The sequence below is a fragment of the Lewinella cohaerens DSM 23179 genome, from assembly GCF_000379805.1.
In the GTDB taxonomy this organism is placed as follows: Bacteria; Bacteroidota; Bacteroidia; order Chitinophagales; family Saprospiraceae; genus Lewinella; species Lewinella cohaerens.
In genome coordinates this window covers 504,881-526,252 of record NZ_KB903531.1, presented here as the reverse complement: position 1 = coordinate 526,252, position 21,372 = coordinate 504,881, and the positions used below count along the sequence as shown (strand labels likewise).

The window sequence follows — 21,372 nt, the reverse complement described above, 5'->3', positions numbered from 1 at the left end:
AGGAATATGTTTTATAAAAATCGGTAATAACACTTACACTCTTACACTTATTAAAACTCTTACACCTTTACACCCCTACTTCCGCTTCGGTACCCATGCCCAGCATACTTCACAAAGTACAGGTTCCTCGCCGCTTTCATCGGTAACTTTTACTTGAATGATGACGTCTCCCTTTTCCGTGGTCATAATATGCTGTTGCTGTTCCTCATTGAGGACGGCCTCAGCTTGCATTCGCCCTTGCGAGCGACGTATAAACTTGGTATTCATGTACTTTAGCAGCGGAATTTTGTCATCAGGGACATTCATGCCTAGCACCATACCGGTGGCTGTTTCTGCCAGTAGCATCATGGCTGCGGCATGAATTTGCCCAATATGGTTGCGTACTTTGGAGCGATTTTTCATACTCACGACAACCTTGTCTCTGCTNATAAGGTCATAGGATATTCCGGTCGTACCCGTAAATTTCACAATTCGCCCAACAGCAAAGGAAAGCAGCCAGCTTGGATAAGCTTTGAGTTTGTTGACCGTACGTTCTAATCGATTCATCTATATTAAGTTAAGGAACAGCACAAACATAAATTGAGCCGACGTTTTTCAAAAAGCAGGCTAAGCGATTCATTTTAAGCGTGTCTGCTATTTGGAAAACCCAAAAGAAGGTTCAATTTATTTTTTGCGCAATACTAATTATGAATTAAGGTAATACCTGCTCAGCACTTCTTCCGCAGGTTTGCCGTAAGGTGTGTAGCCTCGGCCTCTGTTTTCGTTGTGGTCAAGGTCACAAGACCATTTCCACCAGAAGAATCCCAAAAGCCAATTTTGCCCTTCACAAGCGGCCAGCATGGCATTATATGACCTTGCCTGTGCTTCGTCATCAATAGCTCGGTCACCAGCTTCGGCATGAGGCTGCTGCCAGGGAGCAGTAGCACTGCGGTAGCCAATTTCTGTGAGCCACACAGGGCGACCGGATCGTTTGGAGATGGCTTCCATTTTCTCGACGACCCTTTCTGCTCCTTTCATCAAATCATTGTCCGTAGCGGTAGGACCTTTATGAAGGGGGTAATAACAATTGATGCCAATGAAATCAAAGACTTCCCAAAAACTCAGTTCTTCGCATTCTTCACCCCAGTTGGCTGCATAAGTAAGAGAGCCGTTGTAGATTTTTCGAACGGATTGGATTAGTTTGCGCCATTCGTCAGGTTTTTTAAGGGTAGTATAACGGAGTTCGGTACCAATGCAATAGGCATCAAAACCGTACATTTCTGCCAATAATGCATAATGTAAGGCCCATCTGCCGTAATTGGTGAAAAACGCTTGCCAATCCCGTTCATTGTCAAAAGTAACATCTCCGGGCCAGCTTCCTCCACCCAGCCAGACTTGTGGCTTGAGCAAAGTGAATTGACCGAGTGATTTTGCCGAAAGGTGAGCAAACAATACTGCCTCGTCATTCTCAGAACCCGCATGTTGAGAAACCGGAATAGGATCTGGCCGATGAGCATCAGACATATAGCTATATGGAACAATGGCAACGGCTTCAATGCCAACCTGCTTCATTACAGTAAGCGACTGGCGCGCTCGGGAACTGCCATAACCGTTATAAATTCGATAACCTTCGTGAGCGAGCGTAAACCCATTCAGGCGCTGGTCAGGGGCCGCTTGCTTGGCGACGGATCGCAGTGGGTAATTGTGCCTGATCCACTTGATCCAGTTGTTATACATTGTGCTTTGGGGAGGCGGTATTCCTTTTCGATATTCGATCAAAAAAGCAGCCTTGCCGAGGGTTTCCAGGCGGTAGTCCACCCATGCTGCTGCCGCCAGTTGACCGATGAGGGGAGTGAGACTTTGACGGTTGTTTTCATCAAAAAGCAATTCCGCAGAAGGCATTGCATCGGCTTCTGCCAGTGATCTAACCCAGCTGTGCCAGCTATCCCCCCTGATGTCATCAATCCACTGAAGGGATAGTCCTTCTTCATACAATGGATAAAACGGTTTTCCTAATGCTTCTCGTAACCATGGGCGGTATTGTACACCCCATTCTTGCCCCTGGAAATTATCATTGATGACCAAATGCGTAACCATTTCATTGTCTGCAAGGTTAGCCTGTTTCATTGATTTTATCCGGAGCGCTTTGCGTTCTACGCTAGGGTAAAGTTTAATGCTTAGTGGGGACAAGGAAGCAAAATCAGTGAATTCTTGGATCGCCAACTGTGCTGTGTCCAATTCCTTGAGCCACTCCGAAGAGGGGGCTTCTGCTCCGTCGTAAGCTTGGATATTAGCGCTATTCGTTACCCAACTGTCTTCTGGAGTAGTCGGAAATTCAAAATGGATTTGTTTGTCCATTACCCAAGTACTGTCGTTGAAGTAGCCTTGCTGTAAAATATGCCCGGATCGCTGTGCTTCGTAGCCCCAGGCAGACCATAGAAAAGAGCGTGTCCCTCGGCCTAGTCGTTCCTTCAGGTGAGTTTGAATAATAGCGTCTTCTTTGGCCCAAATCAGGTGCATGGGTAAAGTGTCTTGCCAGTAGCTGGGTAAATACGTGAGTTGCAATAAATCCTCTGGCTGGTCTAGTTTTGTTGTTCCTAACTGAGCATGAGTACTATCAAATTGAAGAGCTGGTAAGGTGTTTAAATGTTCCTTTAGAGAAGCAGGAAGTTTTTTGCCAATAATCATTAAAGGATAGCTGCGCAATAGACTGTCTGGCGCATTTTCGTAAGCAAATACTTTTAACTCAATTCCACGAAATGTTTTTTCATCTAGTGGTCGTAGTATTTTTTCATAAGCCTGTTGCTCCTCTTTCGTTTCTGTTAAATAGACAATTAGCCATGCGCCGCTATTCCAGGCTGCTCGCTGCAGTTGTTGGCGGTGAGGTAAAGGATCTGGACCAGGAGGGCTGGTGGCTGGTTGCAGCCAGCGTTGTCCTAAGAGCAAGGACGTTACTAATGCAATAAGGCCTATTAATAGACGAAACATGGAGCTTTTTTTGATCAATGGAGGATGTTCTGATAAATATAACACCCTTTAGCTGGACTTTAGCATTTTGTAGAAAGTCGTAAAAGATCTTGGTCTTGACAAACGACGAGCCAATAGTCGAAAATAAGCCCTTTTTTCCAGGTCAGTTCCTGCGTGATTTTCCAACCTCTGTTGTTTAATGCCTTGCGGTAATCTGCTCGGTCATGTTGGTGAGGGTGGAGTACATCGCCTGGGAGCAGTCTAAATAAGAATTTCAGGAATGGATAACGATGCACATCAATTCCAACAACCAGTGTTCCATCAGGTTTGGTAAGGTCGCTTATTTTATCAAGACCCTGATTCCAATTTGCTACGTGGTTGATGGCATTAAGGCAAAAGGTAGTATCGTAGCGTTTTTCTATCGAATAAGCTTCAATGCTGGAGGTGTAGAATTGAACCCAAGGGTAAGTAGGCGGCGAGAAATGTACCAATTGCTGCTCGTATTGATCCAAAAGTGGGTCTACTGCATCTACCTGATGATCTTGCAGTATCATGAAAATGCCAGCAGGACCACAGCCAGCATCAAGCATTGTCTGCTGATCTGTAAAGCTTAGGTTTAGGGCAGCTAAAAGGCGCTGCCAGTAGTCTCTTTTTTGTTGGGCATAGGTAGTTACGTCTTGCTTGCGCAGGTAGTTGCGCCACCAACGAATTTCTAACCACTGGGCGATCCGCCACCGAAGCGTAGGCTTACTATTCATGAACACGAAGGTAAGCGACCGCAGAAGAATAATGGAATCAAATTCCTACTATAGAAATAGGTGAATTGTTTTTTGCACAATACTTATTCCCTATCTTTCGCGAACAATAAACGAGGACGAACAATTATGGTTTTCTCCATTGGAACGAAGGTGAGGTTGATCTATACTGGTGATGAAGGTGTAGTGGAGGAGCTATTGGAGCATGGTCTGATTGCCATACGCCTCAATGATGGCGAAGTGATTCCTGTTGGAGCAGATGCATTGGAACGTTCTTCGGAAGTAGCTGCTTCGCGCGTGAAGGCCAAGTTTGTACCTGGCAAGAAAAAGGTAGAGCCACTACCGCTACAGCCTTTACCTATTGATAATCAGTATACCGTACTTAAACCGCAAGGTCTGCAGCTTGCTTTCGATCCCGTCTTTCGAGCCGATGGAAGCACCGATTACTACCGTATTTACCTCATCAATGACACCCAGCTTAACTTTTTGTACCAACTAGGTCTGCATTTAGATAAAAGAGGTGTTTGGAATACCCAAGGCCGACTAGGCCCCCGTACGATGATTGAAGCGGGTAGCCTCCAGTACAGTGAACTCAACAATAGTGCCGAGGTACATATTGAAAATTGGCGATTATTACCAGATGGTAAAGGTACTGGTGGGAAACTTACGCGTATCCTCAAATTGAAACCCACACAATTCTTTAAAAAAATTACTACTGCTCCTTACCTTAATCGGCAAGTTTACTTGTACCAATTGTTTACACCCAAGGAGATGATCGAGAAGCAAGCGTCCCCCAAACAATTACCTCCTAAAGAGTCTTTAAAGGACTATACCTCCCGGGAAACGCAAAACAAATCAAGTGGTTCGCAGTGGTTTAATCTTCAGGAGATGCCCCATGAGGTATGGGAGATGGCAGCGTTTAAAAACGAAATTGACCTCCATATTCAAAGCCTCGTTGATGATCCGTCAGCAGTACCACGCCAGCAGATACTGAGTACACAGCTCTATCACTTTGAGCGTTTCATGCAGGATGCCATCCGCATTGGTGTAGATCGCGTTTTTGTTATCCATGGCATTGGCGAAGGAAAACTACGAGAGGCAGTAGAGGCACGACTGCGAGCAATGTCGGAGGTAAAATCATTTAAGAATGAATACCATGCCCGGTACGGCTACGGTGCCACCGAGGTTCTCTTTTAGCCCTCTTTAGGGATGAGAAAGTAAATAATCTACGCAAAAGATGTAGTAAGTTTTTTGCGTAGATAAGTCAGGTTTTCCGCAGCATAGCGGGCTACGCAAGGAAAACCTGATAATGGATAAAGGAAAACTCTGTAGGAAGGTGTGTAGATTATTTTTCACGAACTCCCTTAACTATCAAATTATCGTTCCCCTCTGTCAGTGCTCTAAATGTGGCTTCGTAATCAGGGTGGTTTGTGCCCAGCCAACGGTCCCACCAATTGAAGTAAAGACTGTAGTTTCCTTTTGAATAATGGTGGTGCATGTTGTGATGTGTAGAAGTGTTTAACCACTTTAGCATTGGATGATCTAGCCAGCCGGCCGGAAACAACTCAAAACCAAGATGGCCAACGACGTTCCAGGTGAGAGACCAAGTCGCAAAAGCAAAAAGTACAATAGGGTGCAGCGGCATTACAATCACTAATACAGGAATGATTGCTATCTCAATCAGTGCTTCCAGGGGATGAAAAGCCAGGCTCGCCCAAGGCGTTGGGTTGTTGGAACGATGGTGTACCAAGTGCAACAACTTGAATAAGCGTGGATGATGCATCAAGCGGTGCATCCAATAGAAATAAGTATCGTGAACAACGATTAGGACTAAAAAGCTGAAGACCAGATAGAGCGCCCCGTATTCAGAAGTGTCCGTATATACCTGCGACCATCCTGCTAATTTAAGTCCATAAATCCCGAGGCCTACCAGTGCAAAGATAGCTGCCGAAAGTAGCGAGTGACCTATTTCATGACGAACTGCATACCAACTGGGGAGTCGCTGCTGTATTTTTCTATGGATAAACCGCCGCCGCTTCCAACTGTAAAAAATCAGGTAGCCAAACCCAGCCATAATTGCGTAACGGAAAAAGATGAAAAAAGCGCTGATTAATGCTCCTGTTAGCCAGCCGAATTGATCGATTAGGATATGCATGAGAGGGATGTTTGTAAGTTGAAAGAAGGGAGCCAGCGTTGGGATGTTACTGGCTCCCGGTGGGAAGATTAAAATAAGTCTACGGTATAGGTATTGCCGTTGAAGATAATGTTAGCCTGGCCGTCACCTAAGAATACAACCGTTCCTGTTTGCGAAAAGCTGGTTGTATTGTTTATGTTGCCACTCAAGGTAAACGTTGCTATGCCGCTGACGATTTGCTTCTCGCCCTTGTCGATGTTCAGGTCTTCTATTTCTAGCAAGACGGTTGATGTAAACGCATGCATTTCGCGGACCTTAGATTCCTGGGTGCCATTGCGTTCGTAGCTGCCATTCAAAATGTAGTTGGGTCCAATGAATAAAGATTCCATCAGCCAGTCACTACTAGCTTCGTCTTCGCTTAATAGACGCTCTGTTTCATAGTCGCCGTCCATTTGCCGCCCGTAGAAAATGCTGATAGGAATATTATTGTCATTGCAATTGAGTCCCCATGTCAGTGCGTTCTCGTAAGAACCCGTAATCCAGCTTTCGGTGATGTTAGTAATAAAGGTAGAATCTGATGTTTCGCCACAGGCTAACGAGGCAGTACTGGGCTCTATCTCCTTTTCCGCGACATAAGCCATTTCTACAGCCTCGGCAGTAGCACCTTCGCTATCGGCGACTAAGGCAACACTAACGATGGCTAAAATTTCTTCGTCTTCAATAGTGGTTGTCTCGGGTTCTTCTTTGTTTTCGTTTTCACAAGAAAAGGAAGTGAAGCCTACAGAAAGTAAAATCATAAAAGTGAAAAGTGACATCCAAGAATTTTTCATAGTTCTGGTTTTTTGATGTTTAAAAATTCCTTTCGGTTGATGTCACAAAAGTGTAGGCACAGAGGTCGGTCTCCAAAACTGTTCAACATCTGGCACAAAAGTTTCAACCAATGGAGAAAAGTAACTTTTATTCATTTCGTTGAAGCACAGTTACCATTCGTTGAAATGGCCCCAACCCTTACAGCAAAAAAATATTAATTTGGAGCTATGGCTAACGAACAGTATCCAAGAGGCAGCACCAGTAGATTGCTACGACTATTACACCTGTGTGTATGGCTATTTATCTTTACGCTCTCTTGGGCAGCCTTTATCAAAATGATGCCTTTGGGCGACAGCTTTTTTAGGGCAGTACTGAATACGGGGTTGTTAGCGGTTCTTTTCTACGGTACTGGAACGATCTACAGGTATTATTACGAACGGAGAAAGTATTGGCCATTTGGGGCCGGACTGGTTATTGTTTTTACGGTAGTTACGATAATTCGCTTTTATGTCAATCGTCAGTTTTCGTACCTGGAAGATGCGTCTCTTTATTATACCCCTGACGCTTTTTCTTTCTTTATCGGCGCTTTAATCACGAATATTGGAACCTTGTTAATTAGTCTTTTGTACCAGCTCGTACGCTCGCGAATTCGCCTGAAACAACGTGAAACAGCATTACTAGCAGAGCAACGCGAAGCAAAGATTCAATTCCTGCGTGCGCAGATGAACCCTCATTTCCTTTTTAATACGCTCAATAATATTTACAGTCTGGCGGTGGTGAAATCTGAAAAAACAGCTCCCTTGGTTTTACGGTTAAGCGATTTACTACGGTACGTCATTTACGATGCTCAGCAGGAGCAAGTACCCCTGGCCAAAGAGATCACCATACTTGAAGAGTACATTGAACTCTTTCAGTTACAGTATGAAGAACAAAAGGATATTAGGTTCAAGTATCAGTTGCCACGAAAGGGGTATTTGATTGAACCCTTGTTGTTGATTCCTTTGGTAGAAAATTGTTTTAAACACAGCGATCTTGCTGAAAACGAGAATGGGTACGTTCATCTCGAGTTATTGATTGATGAAGATGAAATGACGTTTTCAGCAAAGAACTCTTTTAACCCTTTCCAATCTCAGAAAGACGAACAGGGTGGGGTAGGACTGGAGAACATTCGCCGCAGATTGGCGCTTCAATACCCGGGACGCCATCAGTTGATGGAAGAAAAGAGCGAAGCTCACTTTGGTATTCAATTAGTGATTAAAAAGATAAGATGACACCTAAAACAACAAGAATACTTCTAGTAGACGATGAATACCTGGCCTTAAATCTCTTGGAGAGTTATGTTGAGCAAGTTCCAGGTACGCGGCTTATAGCCAAGTGCAAATCAGCCTTAGAAGCCATGGAAGTATTGCAGCAGGAGGAAGTGGATATTATGTTTCTCGATATTCAAATGCCTTCCCTGAGCGGCGTAGATTTTTTGAAAGGCCTGGAGAAACCACCCGCTACGATTTTTACGACAGCATACAAGGATTATGCAATAGATGCTTTCAACTTAAACGTTGTCGATTATTTACTGAAGCCCTTTTCTTTTCCTCGTTTTTTGCAGGCGCTACAAAAAGGGGTTAAGCATCAGCAAAAGGGCGTGGAAAAAGATGCTGTTATTACCTATCTACCCATAAAAGTCGATGGCAAACTGGTACGGGTGAAAATAAGCGAGATTGTTTACGTAGAAGGGATGAAAGAATATGTGAGAATTGTTTGTGGAAACAATAAATACGTCACTTTTGAGCGCATGAAGAATATGGAAAGCTTACTGCCTGCCGCTCAGTTTATGCGTGTCCATAAATCGTATCTGATTGCTCGGCAGAAAGTAACGTCGATCGAAGGGAACCTGCTAGAGGTAGGTGGTGCAAAGATTCCGGTGAGTAGAAGCCTACGGAGTCAGATAATAGAGGAACTCTTTTGTTAGCAGGGTCCAAAAACGCTAAATAGTTTTGGGATCAAAAAAAAGAGCACCCATGAATAGGTGCTCTTTTTTGAAGAAATTGTGTGTTTAATGTTTCTACCTTATTTGACGGTAGGCATTTGGCAATCTTCTTCTGGTTTCTTGCCACAAACGGTACATTCTCCAACTTTTGATTTTAGCATCGGATTGTTGGTTGCACAGGTACCCCGAAACTCATTGCCCGTCACGATGTGTCGGATGTTGATTAGGATGAAAGAAACACCAAAAGTGACAAAGATGATCGCTAAAACAGACAGGAATTCCATGTAGTAAGATTAAGTTTCCTTTAAAACCCATTGAGAGGGGCAAAAGTTCAGTATTTTTGTCGCCGCAAAAATACGAATTCTTATGAAACCCCAGCTAGAAGCTTTCGATCGTTTATTGACCATTATGGATGAATTGCGCGTGCAGTGCCCCTGGGATCGAAAACAAACCATGGAAAGCCTTCGAAACCTGACAATTGAAGAGACTTACGAGTTGGCTGATGCTATTCTTGAAAAGGATCTAACAGGGGTGAAAGAAGAAATTGGCGATTTGTTGTTGCACATGGTTTTCTACGCAAAGATTGCCGATGAGCAAAAAGAATGGGATATCAGCGATGCTCTGAATGCTGTTTGTGATAAACTAATCAATCGCCACCCTCATATCTACGGTGACGTAACGGTAGAGGACGAGGAAGAAGTGAAAAGAAACTGGGAACAAATAAAGCAAAAGGAAGGAAAAGGTAAGCGATCAGTATTGGGCGGAGTTCCCAAATCATTGCCTGCTATGGTTAAAGCCTACAGAATGCAGGATAAGACCAAGCAAGTGGGTTTTGAATGGGAAAACAGCGAGCAGGTATGGGAGAAAGTGGAAGAAGAGATCGGGGAATTTAAAGAAGCGATGGCCAGCTCAAATACCGAGCACCAAGAGGAGGAATTTGGAGATTTGCTGTTTAGTTTGATAAACTATGCCCGTTTTACTGGGATTGATCCAGAAACAGCACTAGAGCGAGTCAACCAAAAGTTTAAAAAACGGTTTGAATATATTGAAGCCCACGCTGATCGTGAACTTACGGAAATGAGCTTGGCAGAAATGGATGCTTTGTGGAATCAAGCCAAGGAGCAGTAAATCTTCTTTGCAAGCTCCTGCTTATTTTTCTACCTTTGCGCCCCGGCTACTTTTTTTAGTAGCTTTTTTGGCAGATAGATATTTTATATGTTTCTGCCGTTATCACTAGAATTTACTTATTTAGGCCAGAATATGAGGAAGATCGCACTAGATATTGTCGCCCTGTCTCACAGTGTTACCCAGTCCAACAATTATGCAGTGGTACTTGGTGAAAGAGATGGCGCCCGTCGCCTGCCCATCGTTATTGGAGGTTTCGAGGCTCAAGCTATTGCTGTTGCAATTGAAGGGATGCTGCCTAACCGGCCATTGAGCCATGATTTGTTTAAAAACACGCTTGACGTCTTTAATATTGACCTCAAGGAGGTTATTATTAATAATTTACTGGAAGGTATTTTTTACGCCCGGCTTATTTGCTTGAAAGATGGCGAGATCATAGAAATTGATTCACGTACTTCTGATGCATTAGCGCTGGCTGTTCGTTTCGGTTGCCCGATTCATACCTATGAATTTATATTGGATGCAGCCGGTGTTGAACTACAGGAGAGTGATGATGACGATGATGACGATAATGTAGGCGATTCAAACTTTGGAGAGATCGAGGATGGAACGGAAGAAACTAAGTTGACAGAAATGTCAGTAGAAGAATTACGATCTACCCTGGATGAAGTACTTGCAGCTGAAGATTATGAAAGCGCGGCAAGAATTAGAGATGAAATCAATAAGCGGAAATAAGAATTTTTATTCTCTTAGACTAATACAAAACGGTCGGTTAACAATGTAGTTAACCGACCGTTTTGTATACGATCAGAAAAGAAAGTAAAAATAGGAGCTGCTTTGAATAAAAACTGCTCACTTATGTCATAGTCAGGAAAGCTTACCCTTTATGTTGGACAATCTTTCTGATTACACCAGTAAAGGCCTCTAGTTCGATAAAGTATTCTCCGGCGGAGAAACCACTGAAATCCAACTCGTAGATAGAATTTACCGGAAGGTCGAAAACATCTTCTTGCCACATCACTTGACCGTCAGTACTCTTGACAACGACAGTGTTGACATTGAGTGCTAATTGTTCAAAATCGATAAAGTAGGTGTTGCTTTCTTGATCTGCGTAAATCGACCAATCATTGAACGCCAATTCTGGAGAAGTGGCGGAGGCATCAGCCATTGGGCTTTTTGCCGTCATTTGAGCGGATAAGTCACTTAGAAATACACAAGAGACTAGTCCGAAAAAAAGTAATAAACGTTTCATGTTCCTGGATTAATAGCAATATCTGGAATTTGCGGAAGCAAAGATACGTTTTAATTGCGATATGCTGCGATAATAATAGAAGATAAGTCGCGCAGCATATGAAAACGAAAGATTACTTGGCTAAACTATACCTTGGGCCAATTATTTACTGTGGGTTTATTGTATTTTGGGAGCTGTTTTCAAAATACTGGAGATGTTTGGGTAGACGACACGCTCTTCGCTAAAGAATTGTTTCTCAGACATCCACACCGCTTTCTCTATATCTTCTTCTGCTTGTGGAGTCAATTGTGTTTCAGGAGTATTCATCACATACCAGTGAGTTGGTTTCAGAATACGCTGGTTTTTTTTACCTCGATAGGTGTGGTAAGTCATGGGTAATTTTTCTCCCAGAGTTAACTCGCGGAGGCCAGTTTCTTCTTGAACTTCGCGTATGGCAGCTTGTTCAGGACTTTCTCCTGGGTCAATTTTTCCTTTAGGCAAATCCCATGAACCACGGCGGTAAATAAGTAACCACTGCTGGGCAAAGTTATAAACCAACCCGCCGGCAGCTTCTACAATTTTATAGTGGTCACAGAATGCTTGCCAGAGTTCTTCCAAATCAGTATGGAAAAGGGTTACTTCATTTACCTGAGGCGAACCCTTCTCTAATAAATCTACATAATTGAGGATAAATTTGGTCTTGCCAGGGTAGCGGGCCACTAAATGACCGTCTCTGGGGGTACCTTCTTGAGCCATTTCTAAAGGATCACACAATGTAAGCGGTCGGTCATTAATGTAGATTTTGTACATTTGCTCGCAATTTTTGACTTATGAATAACCAAGATCGTATTGTAGCCCGGCATTTGTTGCAAATAAAGGCAATAAAGCTGAACCCGCAAAACCCCTTTACATGGGCTAGTGGCAGGCGTTCTCCTATTTATTGTGATAATCGAATTGTCCTTTCTCATCCAAAGGTAAGATCGTTTATTCAGGATAGCTTAGTGGAGGCGGCAAAATCATTTGAGCCCTTCCTTGGTGTTGCAGGGGTAGCCACTGCTGGTATTGCACATGGTGCCTTATTAGCCGATCGCCTGGGGGTTCCTTTTATTTACATTCGAAGTAAAGCGAAGGCGCATGGCCGCCAGAATCAAATCGAGGGCGAATTGCAAACCGGTGGTCGCTATCTCGTCATTGAGGATTTGATTTCGACTGGTGGTAGTAGCCTTCAGGCGGTGGAAGCACTGCGTCAAGCGGGCGGCGAAGTTGCAGGAGTGATGGCTTTATTTACCTATGGTTTTCCTGAGGCAGATAAAGCTTTTGCTGTGGCTAATTGCCCAATAAGTACACTGAGTCATTACCCTGCTTTACTGGAAGAAGCAGTAGAGAGTGGCTACATTACGGCAGAAGAACAATCTTTGCTTATTACTTGGCGAGAAGATCCTATTACTTGGAGTAAACAGTTTGAAGCCTAAATATTTTTTAACTTCCTATTTTCTGCGCAATACTTAATCGTAATTTTCAGCGAAATCAACGAACAATATGTCAATCATTAATAAACAGTCGGAAGACTTTTTGCGTCGTTATCTAAATAATGCTTCGCCTACGGGTTTTGAAGCACCAGGACAGCAATTGTGGCTGGAATACATCAAGCCCTATATTGATGAGTATGAGCTTGATAATTACGGCACTGTCTACGGCATTATTAATCCAGGGAAAGACTACCGAGTAGTAATAGAAGGGCATGCTGATGAGATTTCCTGGTTTGTCCATTATATCACGGATGATGGTTTTCTCTACGTTGTGCGAAATGGGGGCTCTGATCACCTTATTGCACCATCAAAGCGAGTGAATATTCATACCAAAAAAGGACTTGTCCGTGGTGTATTCGGATGGCCAGCTATCCATACCCGCCATGGCAAAGATGCGTCACTCGTACCTAAGATAGAAAACATCTTTATCGATATTGGTGCTCGAAATAAGGAAGAAGTACTGGAAATGGGTGTGACAGTAGGTTGCGTCATTACTTATGACGATGAGATGGAAATGCTCAATGACACTTATTATGTTGGGCGCGCACTGGATAACCGAATGGGGGGCTTTTGTATTGCAGAGGTTGCTCGTCTCTTAAAAGAAAACAATATAGAACTACCATTCTCTCTGTATATCGTCAACTCTGTTCAGGAAGAAGTAGGGTTGCGTGGTGCTGAGATGATAGCGGAGACCATCAAGCCTCATGTGGCCATCGTTACAGATGTCACCCATGATACGCACACACCACTCATTGATAAGAAAAAACATGGAGATGTGAAGTCAGGAAGAGGGCCTTCACTTACTTATGCTCCTGCTGTGCATAATAAGCTGCTCAACCTGATCATTGACACCGCAGAAGAAAATGATATAGCCATACAGCGAGAAGCCGCGTCGCGTAGAACGGGAACGGATACAGATGCCTTTGCTTATAGCAATGGTGGCGTTCCTTCAGCGTTGATTTCCTTGCCTTTGCGCTATATGCACACAACGGTAGAAATGGCACATAAAGAGGATGTAGAAGGGGTTATTCAGCTTATCTATCAAAGTTTGCTGAAAATTGAAGCAGGACAATCCTTTAAATACTTTTAAGCCTGTATTCCGTTTTTGTACTTTTAGAGCTTGTTCGGAGATTCTCCGAACAAGCTCTAACTTTTTTAGCTTAGCTAGTAAGCTTTCAAAACAAACTTTGGTACAATCATCATGGCCGTAAAGGTATCGGTCAATACTTTTGGATATGCTGCGCCGCTTGGTAAATTTGTTGTTTTATGGTCATTTCTGGATTGCCGCTGCGGCACTGGCAATGACTGTACAAACGCATTTGCTTTTGCAAGGTATATGGGATTGGAGTGCGCTTGATGGATTCATTACCAGCGGGACGCTTACCATTTATGCATTACACCGATTGGTAGCACTTCGTATGCTAGGGGAGGGGCACCAAGGGCGTCGATTTGAAATAATGAAAACTTATCGCTGGCATATCATTGCCTATGCCGGAATAGCAGCGGTCATTTCTGCTTATTTTTATTGGCAATTGCCTACCTTCCTTAAGCTTAGTTTACTGGTGCCCAACTTGATAGCCCTCGGTTATGTTTTGCCACTTTTGAATGGTCGCCGCCTTAGGGATTTACCCTACCTGAAGATTTTCCTAATTGCTTTGGCTTGGGCCTGGATAACGGTAGTTGCACCCGCGCAATCTGCTGGAATAGCCATCGACAGGTCCGTCTTGACGATGGCATTGGAAAGGGCGTGCTTTATTTTTGCGATTACTATTCCCTTCGATATTCGTGATTTATTTCAGGATCAGGAGGCAGCCGTGAGCACGCTCCCTGGGCAATGGGGCGTTTTACAAGCAAAGTATATAGCACTCGGTTCATTATTTCTTATGATGATCTTGGTTTTCCTGAATTATTGGCAAGAAATGTATGATTTGAGCATTTTCGTAGCATTGGCCCTTTCAGCAGTAAGTAGTGCTGTTTTCATATGGAAAGCGACTCCTGAAAAGCACGATTATTATTTTACCGGATTACTGGATGGGACGATGATTATTCAACTGTTGTTGGTTTTGCTCTTTATTTATTCATTTTAAGGATAGTAAACAAATAGACCTACTGCGCTGCTATAGTCTGCCTTGGAGGACTATAAATCTTGCTTTTGTTGGGGAGAAATTGTAATAGCTATTGAATTTTCGGATATAAATGGATATATTTGGATAATGAAAAGATTGTTACGGTTAGATTACCTTACCCGCACCTCGGTTAATAAAGTCATCAAAGAGATTGATGCTTATAATCGTGCCTGGAAAGTTCAAGAAAATCTCAGTACTGATCAACTGCGTGAGTTGCGCCAATTGGCGACGGTTCAAAGTGTTGGTTCCTCTAATAGAATAGAAGGTAATCAAATGACTGATGGAGAAATAGCTCAACTTGTAGAGCATCTTCGTATTCAGGAGTTGGAAAGCCGTGACAAACAAGAGGTTGCTGGTTACTATACAACCTTAGAAATTATACAGGAACAGTATCGTGATTTTTCCTTAACGGAGACGCTGATTAAAGCATTTCACAATGAGTTACTGCGCTATAGTGCCAAAGATGCACATCACAGGGGGCACTACAAGAAGGTTTCCAATCAGGTGGTCGCTAATACAGCAGATGGCGAGCAAAAAGTCATTTTTCAAACGACCGATCCCGCGTTGACAGGTGTAGCTATGGAGGCTGTCGTCAACTGGTTCAATAATGCTGAGATGGCTAGTGAGCACCCTTTAATCAGAATAGGCACCTTTGTCTATGAATTCTTGACGATTCATCCTTTTCAGGATGGTAATGGCCGACTTAGCCGGTTGTTGACCACCTTGTTACTGTTGCAAGCAGGGTATGAATTTGTACTTTATTCCAGCTTGGAGCGCGTAACAGAAGAAGACAAAGCCGCTTACTACAAGGCACTTATGGCCGCCCAACGTTATAGAGGAACAGAAGAGGAAGAGATTGGTCGTTGGTTATATTTCTTTCTCAAGGCCATCCGTAAAATAACAGAGCGTTTAGCCGATGACGAACAGTCTATTGTGTCTGAGCCTGAAGTGTTATACCTGAATCCCCGCCAGCGCAAAGTATTAGACTTTATTAGAAAAGAAGGTGTGCTGGCGGTGCGAGAAATAGATGCACTCTTACCCGAAGTAAGTCGAAATACGGTTAAGTATGACCTGAAAAGGTTAACCAATAGTGGATTACTCCAGAAAAGAGGGCAGGGGAGAGGTACTGTATACGAAGCAAAGGTGAGGTAAGGTTAGGCAAAGTGATTGCCGAGCCTTATTTATTCTCAGGAAGGTCGCCTAGTATGCGAATTTCAACTCTTCGATTGGCCGCCTGCTGCACTTCTGTAGAAGCTTTTGGGTAAACCATTTCGTGGTTTCCGTATCCTTTGTAACTAAGTTGTTCTACAGGAATATCATTTTCCAGTAAATAATCATACACCATTTTTGCCCGACGTACAGACAAGTTCCATTCAAAGGTATCTTCTGTTACCGGAGGGCGATTAGGGTAATTCACATGGCCTGCGATCTCAACTCTGAGGTGAGTGTTAATTTGCATGAAACGTAGAATTTTGGGTAACTCTGGTTTAGATCCAGGCAGTAAAATAGCTTCATTGCCTACGTAGAATAAATTTTTGATGGTAGCGACCTCTCCCTCTGTTGCTGGTGCAAGCTCAAAGCTAAGTTCTTGCTTGGTTTTCGGACTTACTTTTATCATTTTGGTATCAAGAAAAAAGCCCTTGGCATAGACATCAATCCCAACCACAGAATCGAGCGGGAGGTCGACCTCAAACTGACCATTCTCGTCAGTAAATAGCGTGTCCGCTAAGGTTCGATTGTGAATCCTGACTTTGGCGTTTGGAATGGGCTGTTGATCATTGGGGTTGTTTACCCGCCCAGAGAATTGTCGATAAGGAACTGCTTGAAAAAGATCAACAGTAACCCTGCGATTACGACTACGGTCCTGGTCCGTGCTATTACTTGCTACAGGTGTTCTTTCTCCAAAGGTTTGGATAGTCATTGCTTCTTCCGGCCATCCTTTTTCCAATAAGACATCACGGGCCTCAGCTGCTCTCCTTTTTGCTAAATCTTCATTGTATTCCAGTGGGCCAATGGCATCTGTATGACCGGTTAGATAAATACGGTTGCTGGCGTTTGCATAAGAAGGGAAGCTTGCCAGTGTTTGTTGTGCCATAATATCGAGATCAGCCTTGCCACTGTCAAAATAGAGGGTATCCGAAAAAATCAATTGTAAGGAGTCAAATACTCCTGGTAATTGAGCGGTTAACTGAAAACTGAGTAGTAGAAATAAGAAAGGTAGAAGTCTCATACAGGCGGAAGTAGTGATGGGCAAATTAGAAAATATCCAGCAATTATATTGCGCAATGGATAAGGTTCATGTCTCTAACGGGGCTTATCGCTTATTTACTATAAGTTGCTTTGATTTTTTACAGAAATAAGAAGAAACGAGATATTAAAATAACTTATCTTTGCGAGATGAAGCATATTCGTAATTTTTGTGTGATTGCCCATATTGACCACGGCAAAAGTACTTTGTCTGATCGCCTGTTGCAAACAACCAACACGGTAGCTGATCGTGATATGAAGGAACAGACGCTGGATGATATGGATTTAGAGAGGGAGCGAGGTATTACGATAAAAAGCCACGCAGTGCAGATGAACTACAAGCACACTGACGGGGTGGAATATGTTTTTAACCTTATCGACACTCCTGGCCACGTAGATTTTAGCTACGAGGTTTCTCGCTCCATTGCTGCGTGTGAAGGGGCATTACTGATCGTCGATGCGACTCAGGGAATTCAGGCGCAAACGATATCTAACCTCTTTTTAGCCTTAGAGCATGACCTGGAAATTATTCCGGTACTTAACAAAATCGATATGGTTAGCGCTATGGTCGAGAAAGTATCAGATCAGGTTATTGATCTCATTGGTGGGAGCAGTGACGATATTGTACTTGCTAGTGGAAAAACCGGAGAAGGTGTTCTAGATATCTTAGCAGCAATTGTCGACCGTATTCCTCCTCCAAAGGGTGATCCGGAAGCTCCATTACAGGCATTGGTTTTTGATTCTATTTTCAATCCTTTTCGGGGGGTTATTGCGAATATTAGGTTACTGAATGGAACCTTGCGCAAAGGTGATAAGGTGAAGTTTATTGCTACTGGCGCGGAGTATTCAGCGGATGAGATTGGGGTCCTGAAAATGGATAATCAACCCGAGAAGGTTCTTTCTGCTGGTAATGTTGGCTATATCATTACTGGAATCAAACAGTCTAAAGAAATCAAAGTAGGGGATACACTGACGCTGACAGAAAACCCCGGCGAAATGATTCACGGTTTTGAGGAAGTTAAGCCTATGGTATTTGCGGGTATCTTCCCCCTTGATAATGATGACTTTGAGGATTTACGTGATAGCTTAGAAAAGTTGCAGCTCAATGATGCGAGCCTGGTTTTTGAACCGGAATCTTCTGCAGCCTTAGGTTTTGGTTTCCGTTGTGGATTTTTGGGAATGCTTCATTTGGATATTATCCAGGAGCGGTTGTCACGAGAATTCAATCAGGATGTCATCACGACGATTCCCAACGTAAGTTATTATGCATACACTAAACGAGATCCGGATGAGCTCGTCATGGTACGCAACCCTACGGAATTACCTGATCCTACAAGGTTAGATCGTGTAGAAGAACCTTATATTTCAGCACAGATCATTACTGATGTAGAATACATTGGTGGTATTATGAATCTCTGTATTGAAAAACGGGGGATGCTCACCAAACAACATTACCTCTCTCCAGAGAGAGTAGAGATGAATTTTGAGCTACCGTTGGCGGAAATAGTCTTTGATTTTTATGATCGCTTGAAAAGTATTTCCAGAGGCTATGCCTCTTTTGATTACCAGCCACTTGATTATCGAGAGTCGGATTTGGTGAAAATGGATATTAAGCTTAATGGAGAAAATGTTGATGCTTTATCGGCATTAGTTCACCGTTCCAAAGCAGAGTCCTTTGGCCGTAAGATTTGTAAAAAGCTGAAAGAGTTACTTCCACGACAGCAGTTTATGATTGCTGTACAGGCTGCTATTGGTGCTAAAATTATAGCAAGGGAATCTTTATCGGCGCTACGTAAAGATGTAACCGCGAAATGTTACGGTGGGGATATCTCTCGGAAACGTAAGCTATTAGAGAAGCAGAAAAAAGGTAAGAAGAAGATGCGTCAATTTGGGAAAATAGAAGTTCCACAAAGGGCTTTTCTTGATGTCTTAAAGCTAGATTAGATAAGCGGCTTTTGTAGAAAACAGAAAGGGGAAAATGCACAGGCATTTTCCCCTTTTCCATTTTTGGTATGTTGTGAGGCTGAAGTATAAGCTCTTCTACTTCGGCCACTCTCAAATTTTGGTTAATACATACTTCGGCTACGCGTTTGCGTGGCATAAGAAGCTAGCACCAACCCTCCGCCTAGAAAAAAGGCTGCAGAAATAATGTAAAGAACGATCATAATTGTACGTTTTCTCAAGTAAAAAAAATAATTAAAACGCACATGTTCAAAACGGGACATAAAAATACATGGAGCAGCAAAAAGCTGCTCAGAAAAACAATCTTAAATAACTAGGGATGAGTGTTAGATAATTAATGCGGAACAAAAAAAATCTAACTAGTTGCTAACTAAAGTAATAGGGTAAGTAGTACAAGGGCTAAGTTAATCAAAAATTGGAGAATAGAGAGCTGCCCGACAAAAAAAATAAATATTTTAAATGTCCTTCACGAAAATTTTACAAATACCCATTAACAGTAAGCATGCTTACGTTTGGGTGATCTGCCCCTCCAAGTTCCTCTGCCGTAATATTGATACTTGCTGCATGGGCTATATAGGTGATACTAATGAGTTCTTGACTTTGTGGTGGAATTAGACCAACACTGATCATCTCTCCGTCTACGTCAGCCCATACCTGATACTGTTTTCCCTTGGGTAGCGTAGGAAGTTTTGTGGGGTCTATCCAACCTTCTTTTAGGGTCGGATTCCAATGTGCTAATGCAAAAAAGCCAGGGGCTATAGTTGTTCCTGATAGAAGAATTGATGTTGTGTGAGGATGGTGAACTTTCTCTAGGGTTAATTGCTGGGCGTGCACTTTGCTTTGTGAGGCTTGGCAATAGGTTTTCAAAGCAGCATATTCAGCCTCTACTTGCATAATCGCTTTTCCTTGTTGTTGATTTGTGCGGAAAAAGAAAAAAGAAAGACCTAACAATCCCACTATTACCAAGCGTGACCAATTAAAGTTACCTATAATATCTCTTGCAGGCTTAGATGAATCACTAAGAAAGGGGGGGGGCTGAGATTTTGGAGGTGCAATAGACTGCTGCATGGCATATTGCTGCATGGCTTGATGTAGAACGTTGACTTCTGAATTTAACTCAGGAAATACCTCTAGGTATTGTTGCACAATCTGATCTTCTTCCGAAGAAGTCAATCCAAGTACATATTGTTCTAATAGCCCTGAGTTCAAAAACTGTTCCTTATCCATACGTTACTTATTCACAATAAGCTAAATCCTAGGCAGGAGAAGAAAACCAATCAAAAGGTTTTTTCTAACAACTACCTAAAGCGAAACAGAGTCGATAAGGTATTGTTCTAGTAATCAATAGATTTCTTTTGCAAGGAAATGTTAGAATTGGATAGTCTACTCCTTTTCTACAGAGGATAAGGCTTTCGGAGGAGAAGCTTTTTTAGGGACAGTAGACTTGGGTGGAGAAAGGTCTCTTTTTATGGTATTCCAGTTGATAAGGATTACCCCTGTAGCAAGGATGCCCAGTAAGAGGAATTCGTTGGTAGTCATAGCGATAGTTGGCTTTGGGATATTCGAAAATAGGGTGCCTTAAATGTGTTGTTTCATGGGGTTCGCTTATGTTTTACAAAGTTAAGGGATTTATTGGTAAAAGGAAAATCAAGGATATTTAGCACCGAAAAATGAAGGTCAAAAAAGATAAATAAGTAGATGCTTATTTCTGCCAATAAAGAATTGCTCAGTGAGAGAATAAGGTGTTCAAAATGTCGATTTTGTGTTTTTTAGAAAATTATATTTTGAATATGATTAAAATAATTGTTAATTCAGAATTAAATTTTTAAAAACATTGATTTTTAATGATTTCTCCCATATCTTTGCCGCAGCAAATAAAGAGGATCAATTTCCTTGTCTTTTAACTTATAAACATTCCATAAAAGGGATTCCCATGAAAGTTCGTGTATCTATCATTTTATTCTTACTGGCAGCAACCACAATTCACCTTAGCGCTCAACAAGTGAAAATTAAGCCTGGGCAGGTGCAAGCAGGTTTTGGTATTGGCTTAGTGCCTACTTATGTTGCTGATGCAACTAGTACTATTGTGCCTCCTATTAGCACACAAGTAGATGTCTTTCTTAGCCCTAATTTCTCTTTGGGAGCATACGTTGCTTATTCTAAAGTAAATGGTGAAAGTGTTTATCCTAATGCTGGCCTGGTTGAAATATTCGTAAACGAAACCTGGATGGCTGGTATCCGCACAACAATGCATAGCAACGATCTTAATGACTGGCGGGTATACGGGGGCTTCACTATAGGTGCTAGTCTGCCTTCTATCGATAAAACAGTACAATTCTTACCTGGAGAAATTCAGCGCGATGATGAATTGCCTTCCTTCTCTCGTCCAGGTGAAAATGGTTTCCTTTTTAGTGGTTTTGTGGGTACTCGCCGCTACATTACTGAAAATTGGAGCGCTTACGGAGAAGTTGGATTTGGTATCTCCCTTGTAAATGTTGGGCTGGCCTATAAATTCTAAAGGAG

22 protein-coding genes are annotated in these 21,372 nt (G+C 42.7%); 11 read left to right on the top strand and 11 right to left on the bottom strand.

All coding sequences use genetic code 11. The features are described 5' to 3' along the window. Window positions 1–75: 75 nt before the first annotated feature. The 3 genes from A3EU_RS0102000 to A3EU_RS29075 form a co-directional block, all read right to left on the bottom strand. Entirely contained in the window at window positions 76–546 is a 471-nt protein-coding gene (locus A3EU_RS0102000; RefSeq protein ID WP_020534447.1) for a DUF4442 domain-containing protein, read from the bottom strand. A gap of 138 nt (window positions 547–684) precedes the next feature. Beyond that, window positions 685–2,967, bottom strand: coding sequence for a glycoside hydrolase family 113 (locus tag A3EU_RS0101995; protein ID WP_020534446.1), 2,283 nt, complete (start codon window positions 2,965–2,967; stop codon window positions 685–687). Between the two features lie 59 nt (window positions 2,968–3,026). Then, on the bottom strand, window positions 3,027–3,704 hold the full coding sequence (locus A3EU_RS29075; RefSeq protein ID WP_020534445.1) for a class I SAM-dependent methyltransferase: 678 nt from the start codon (window positions 3,702–3,704) through the stop codon (window positions 3,027–3,029). Between the two features lie 126 nt (window positions 3,705–3,830). Here A3EU_RS29075 and A3EU_RS0101985 point away from each other — a divergent pair, with 126 nt between their 5' ends. Further along, window positions 3,831–4,898: a Smr/MutS family protein gene (locus A3EU_RS0101985; protein ID WP_020534444.1), complete on the top strand. Its 1,068-nt coding sequence runs from the start codon at window positions 3,831–3,833 to the stop codon at window positions 4,896–4,898. 148 nt (window positions 4,899–5,046) lie between these two features. Here A3EU_RS0101985 and A3EU_RS0101980 read toward each other — a convergent pair whose 3' ends face one another. Then, window positions 5,047–5,856, bottom strand: coding sequence for a sterol desaturase family protein (locus A3EU_RS0101980; RefSeq protein ID WP_020534443.1), 810 nt, complete (start codon window positions 5,854–5,856; stop codon window positions 5,047–5,049). A gap of 68 nt (window positions 5,857–5,924) precedes the next feature. After that, window positions 5,925–6,665, bottom strand: coding sequence for a hypothetical protein (locus tag A3EU_RS0101975; RefSeq protein WP_020534442.1), 741 nt, complete (start codon window positions 6,663–6,665; stop codon window positions 5,925–5,927). 207 nt (window positions 6,666–6,872) lie between these two features. Here A3EU_RS0101975 and A3EU_RS32370 point away from each other — a divergent pair, with 207 nt between their 5' ends. Both A3EU_RS32370 and A3EU_RS0101965 read left to right on the top strand, forming a co-directional pair. After that, window positions 6,873–7,916: a sensor histidine kinase gene (locus A3EU_RS32370; RefSeq protein WP_020534441.1), complete on the top strand. Its 1,044-nt coding sequence runs from the start codon at window positions 6,873–6,875 to the stop codon at window positions 7,914–7,916. Then, entirely contained in the window at window positions 7,913–8,611 is a 699-nt protein-coding gene (locus A3EU_RS0101965; RefSeq protein ID WP_020534440.1) for a LytR/AlgR family response regulator transcription factor, read from the top strand. Before A3EU_RS32370 ends, A3EU_RS0101965 begins: the two co-directional genes overlap by 4 nt. Before the next feature lie 98 nt (window positions 8,612–8,709). Here A3EU_RS0101965 and A3EU_RS0101960 read toward each other — a convergent pair whose 3' ends face one another. Continuing rightward, entirely contained in the window at window positions 8,710–8,913 is a 204-nt protein-coding gene (locus tag A3EU_RS0101960) for a hypothetical protein (protein WP_020534439.1), read from the bottom strand. An 82-nt stretch (window positions 8,914–8,995) separates the two neighbouring features. Here A3EU_RS0101960 and mazG point away from each other — a divergent pair, with 82 nt between their 5' ends. Together mazG and A3EU_RS0101950 are read left to right on the top strand one after the other, a co-directional pair. Continuing rightward, complete coding sequence (gene mazG, locus A3EU_RS0101955; protein WP_020534438.1) at window positions 8,996–9,757, top strand: nucleoside triphosphate pyrophosphohydrolase; 762 nt, start codon at window positions 8,996–8,998, stop codon at window positions 9,755–9,757. A 132-nt stretch (window positions 9,758–9,889) separates the two neighbouring features. After that, complete coding sequence (locus A3EU_RS0101950) at window positions 9,890–10,489, top strand: bifunctional nuclease family protein (protein WP_026211176.1); 600 nt, start codon at window positions 9,890–9,892, stop codon at window positions 10,487–10,489. Between the two features lie 142 nt (window positions 10,490–10,631). Here A3EU_RS0101950 and A3EU_RS0101945 read toward each other — a convergent pair whose 3' ends face one another. Together A3EU_RS0101945 and A3EU_RS0101940 are read right to left on the bottom strand one after the other, a co-directional pair. Next, window positions 10,632–11,006: a hypothetical protein gene (locus A3EU_RS0101945; RefSeq protein WP_156825611.1), complete on the bottom strand. Its 375-nt coding sequence runs from the start codon at window positions 11,004–11,006 to the stop codon at window positions 10,632–10,634. 156 nt (window positions 11,007–11,162) lie between these two features. Beyond that, window positions 11,163–11,795: an NUDIX hydrolase gene (locus A3EU_RS0101940; RefSeq protein ID WP_020534435.1), complete on the bottom strand. Its 633-nt coding sequence runs from the start codon at window positions 11,793–11,795 to the stop codon at window positions 11,163–11,165. Between the two features lie 20 nt (window positions 11,796–11,815). Between A3EU_RS0101940 and pyrE the strand changes: the two genes are divergently transcribed. From pyrE to A3EU_RS0101920, 4 genes are all read left to right on the top strand, one after another. Next, window positions 11,816–12,457 carry an orotate phosphoribosyltransferase gene (gene pyrE, locus A3EU_RS0101935; RefSeq protein WP_020534434.1) on the top strand — a complete coding sequence of 214 codons (642 nt, stop codon included), beginning with the start codon at window positions 11,816–11,818 and terminating at the stop codon, window positions 12,455–12,457. A 67-nt stretch (window positions 12,458–12,524) separates the two neighbouring features. Further along, window positions 12,525–13,604, top strand: a complete 1,080-nt coding sequence (locus A3EU_RS0101930) for a M42 family metallopeptidase (RefSeq protein ID WP_020534433.1) — start codon at window positions 12,525–12,527, stop codon at window positions 13,602–13,604. A gap of 145 nt (window positions 13,605–13,749) precedes the next feature. Further along, entirely contained in the window at window positions 13,750–14,601 is an 852-nt protein-coding gene (locus tag A3EU_RS32365; RefSeq protein ID WP_020534432.1) for a UbiA prenyltransferase family protein, read from the top strand. 126 nt (window positions 14,602–14,727) lie between these two features. After that, on the top strand, window positions 14,728–15,792 hold the full coding sequence (locus A3EU_RS0101920) for a Fic family protein (protein ID WP_044085334.1): 1,065 nt from the start codon (window positions 14,728–14,730) through the stop codon (window positions 15,790–15,792). A gap of 25 nt (window positions 15,793–15,817) precedes the next feature. Here the strand turns inward: A3EU_RS0101920 and A3EU_RS0101915 are convergent, their stop codons facing one another. Next, entirely contained in the window at window positions 15,818–16,870 is a 1,053-nt protein-coding gene (locus A3EU_RS0101915; RefSeq protein ID WP_020534430.1) for an OmpA family protein, read from the bottom strand. Window positions 16,871–17,037: 167 nt separating this feature from the next. Here A3EU_RS0101915 and lepA point away from each other — a divergent pair, with 167 nt between their 5' ends. After that, a complete protein-coding gene (gene lepA, locus A3EU_RS0101910) occupies window positions 17,038–18,831 on the top strand; it encodes a translation elongation factor 4 (RefSeq protein WP_020534429.1) in 1,794 nt (597 codons plus the stop codon). Window positions 18,832–19,326: 495 nt separating this feature from the next. On the opposite strand, the gene A3EU_RS0101900 is transcribed toward lepA, so the two are convergent. Continuing rightward, window positions 19,327–20,076, bottom strand: coding sequence for an anti-sigma factor domain-containing protein (locus A3EU_RS0101900; protein ID WP_020534427.1), 750 nt, complete (start codon window positions 20,074–20,076; stop codon window positions 19,327–19,329). A 156-nt stretch (window positions 20,077–20,232) separates the two neighbouring features. Continuing rightward, window positions 20,233–20,388, bottom strand: a complete 156-nt coding sequence (locus A3EU_RS34120; protein WP_020534426.1) for a hypothetical protein — start codon at window positions 20,386–20,388, stop codon at window positions 20,233–20,235. Window positions 20,389–20,782: 394 nt separating this feature from the next. Between A3EU_RS34120 and A3EU_RS0101890 the strand changes: the two genes are divergently transcribed. Continuing rightward, window positions 20,783–21,367: a hypothetical protein gene (locus A3EU_RS0101890; RefSeq protein WP_044085333.1), complete on the top strand. Its 585-nt coding sequence runs from the start codon at window positions 20,783–20,785 to the stop codon at window positions 21,365–21,367. The last annotated feature ends 5 nt before the right edge of the window (window positions 21,368–21,372 follow it).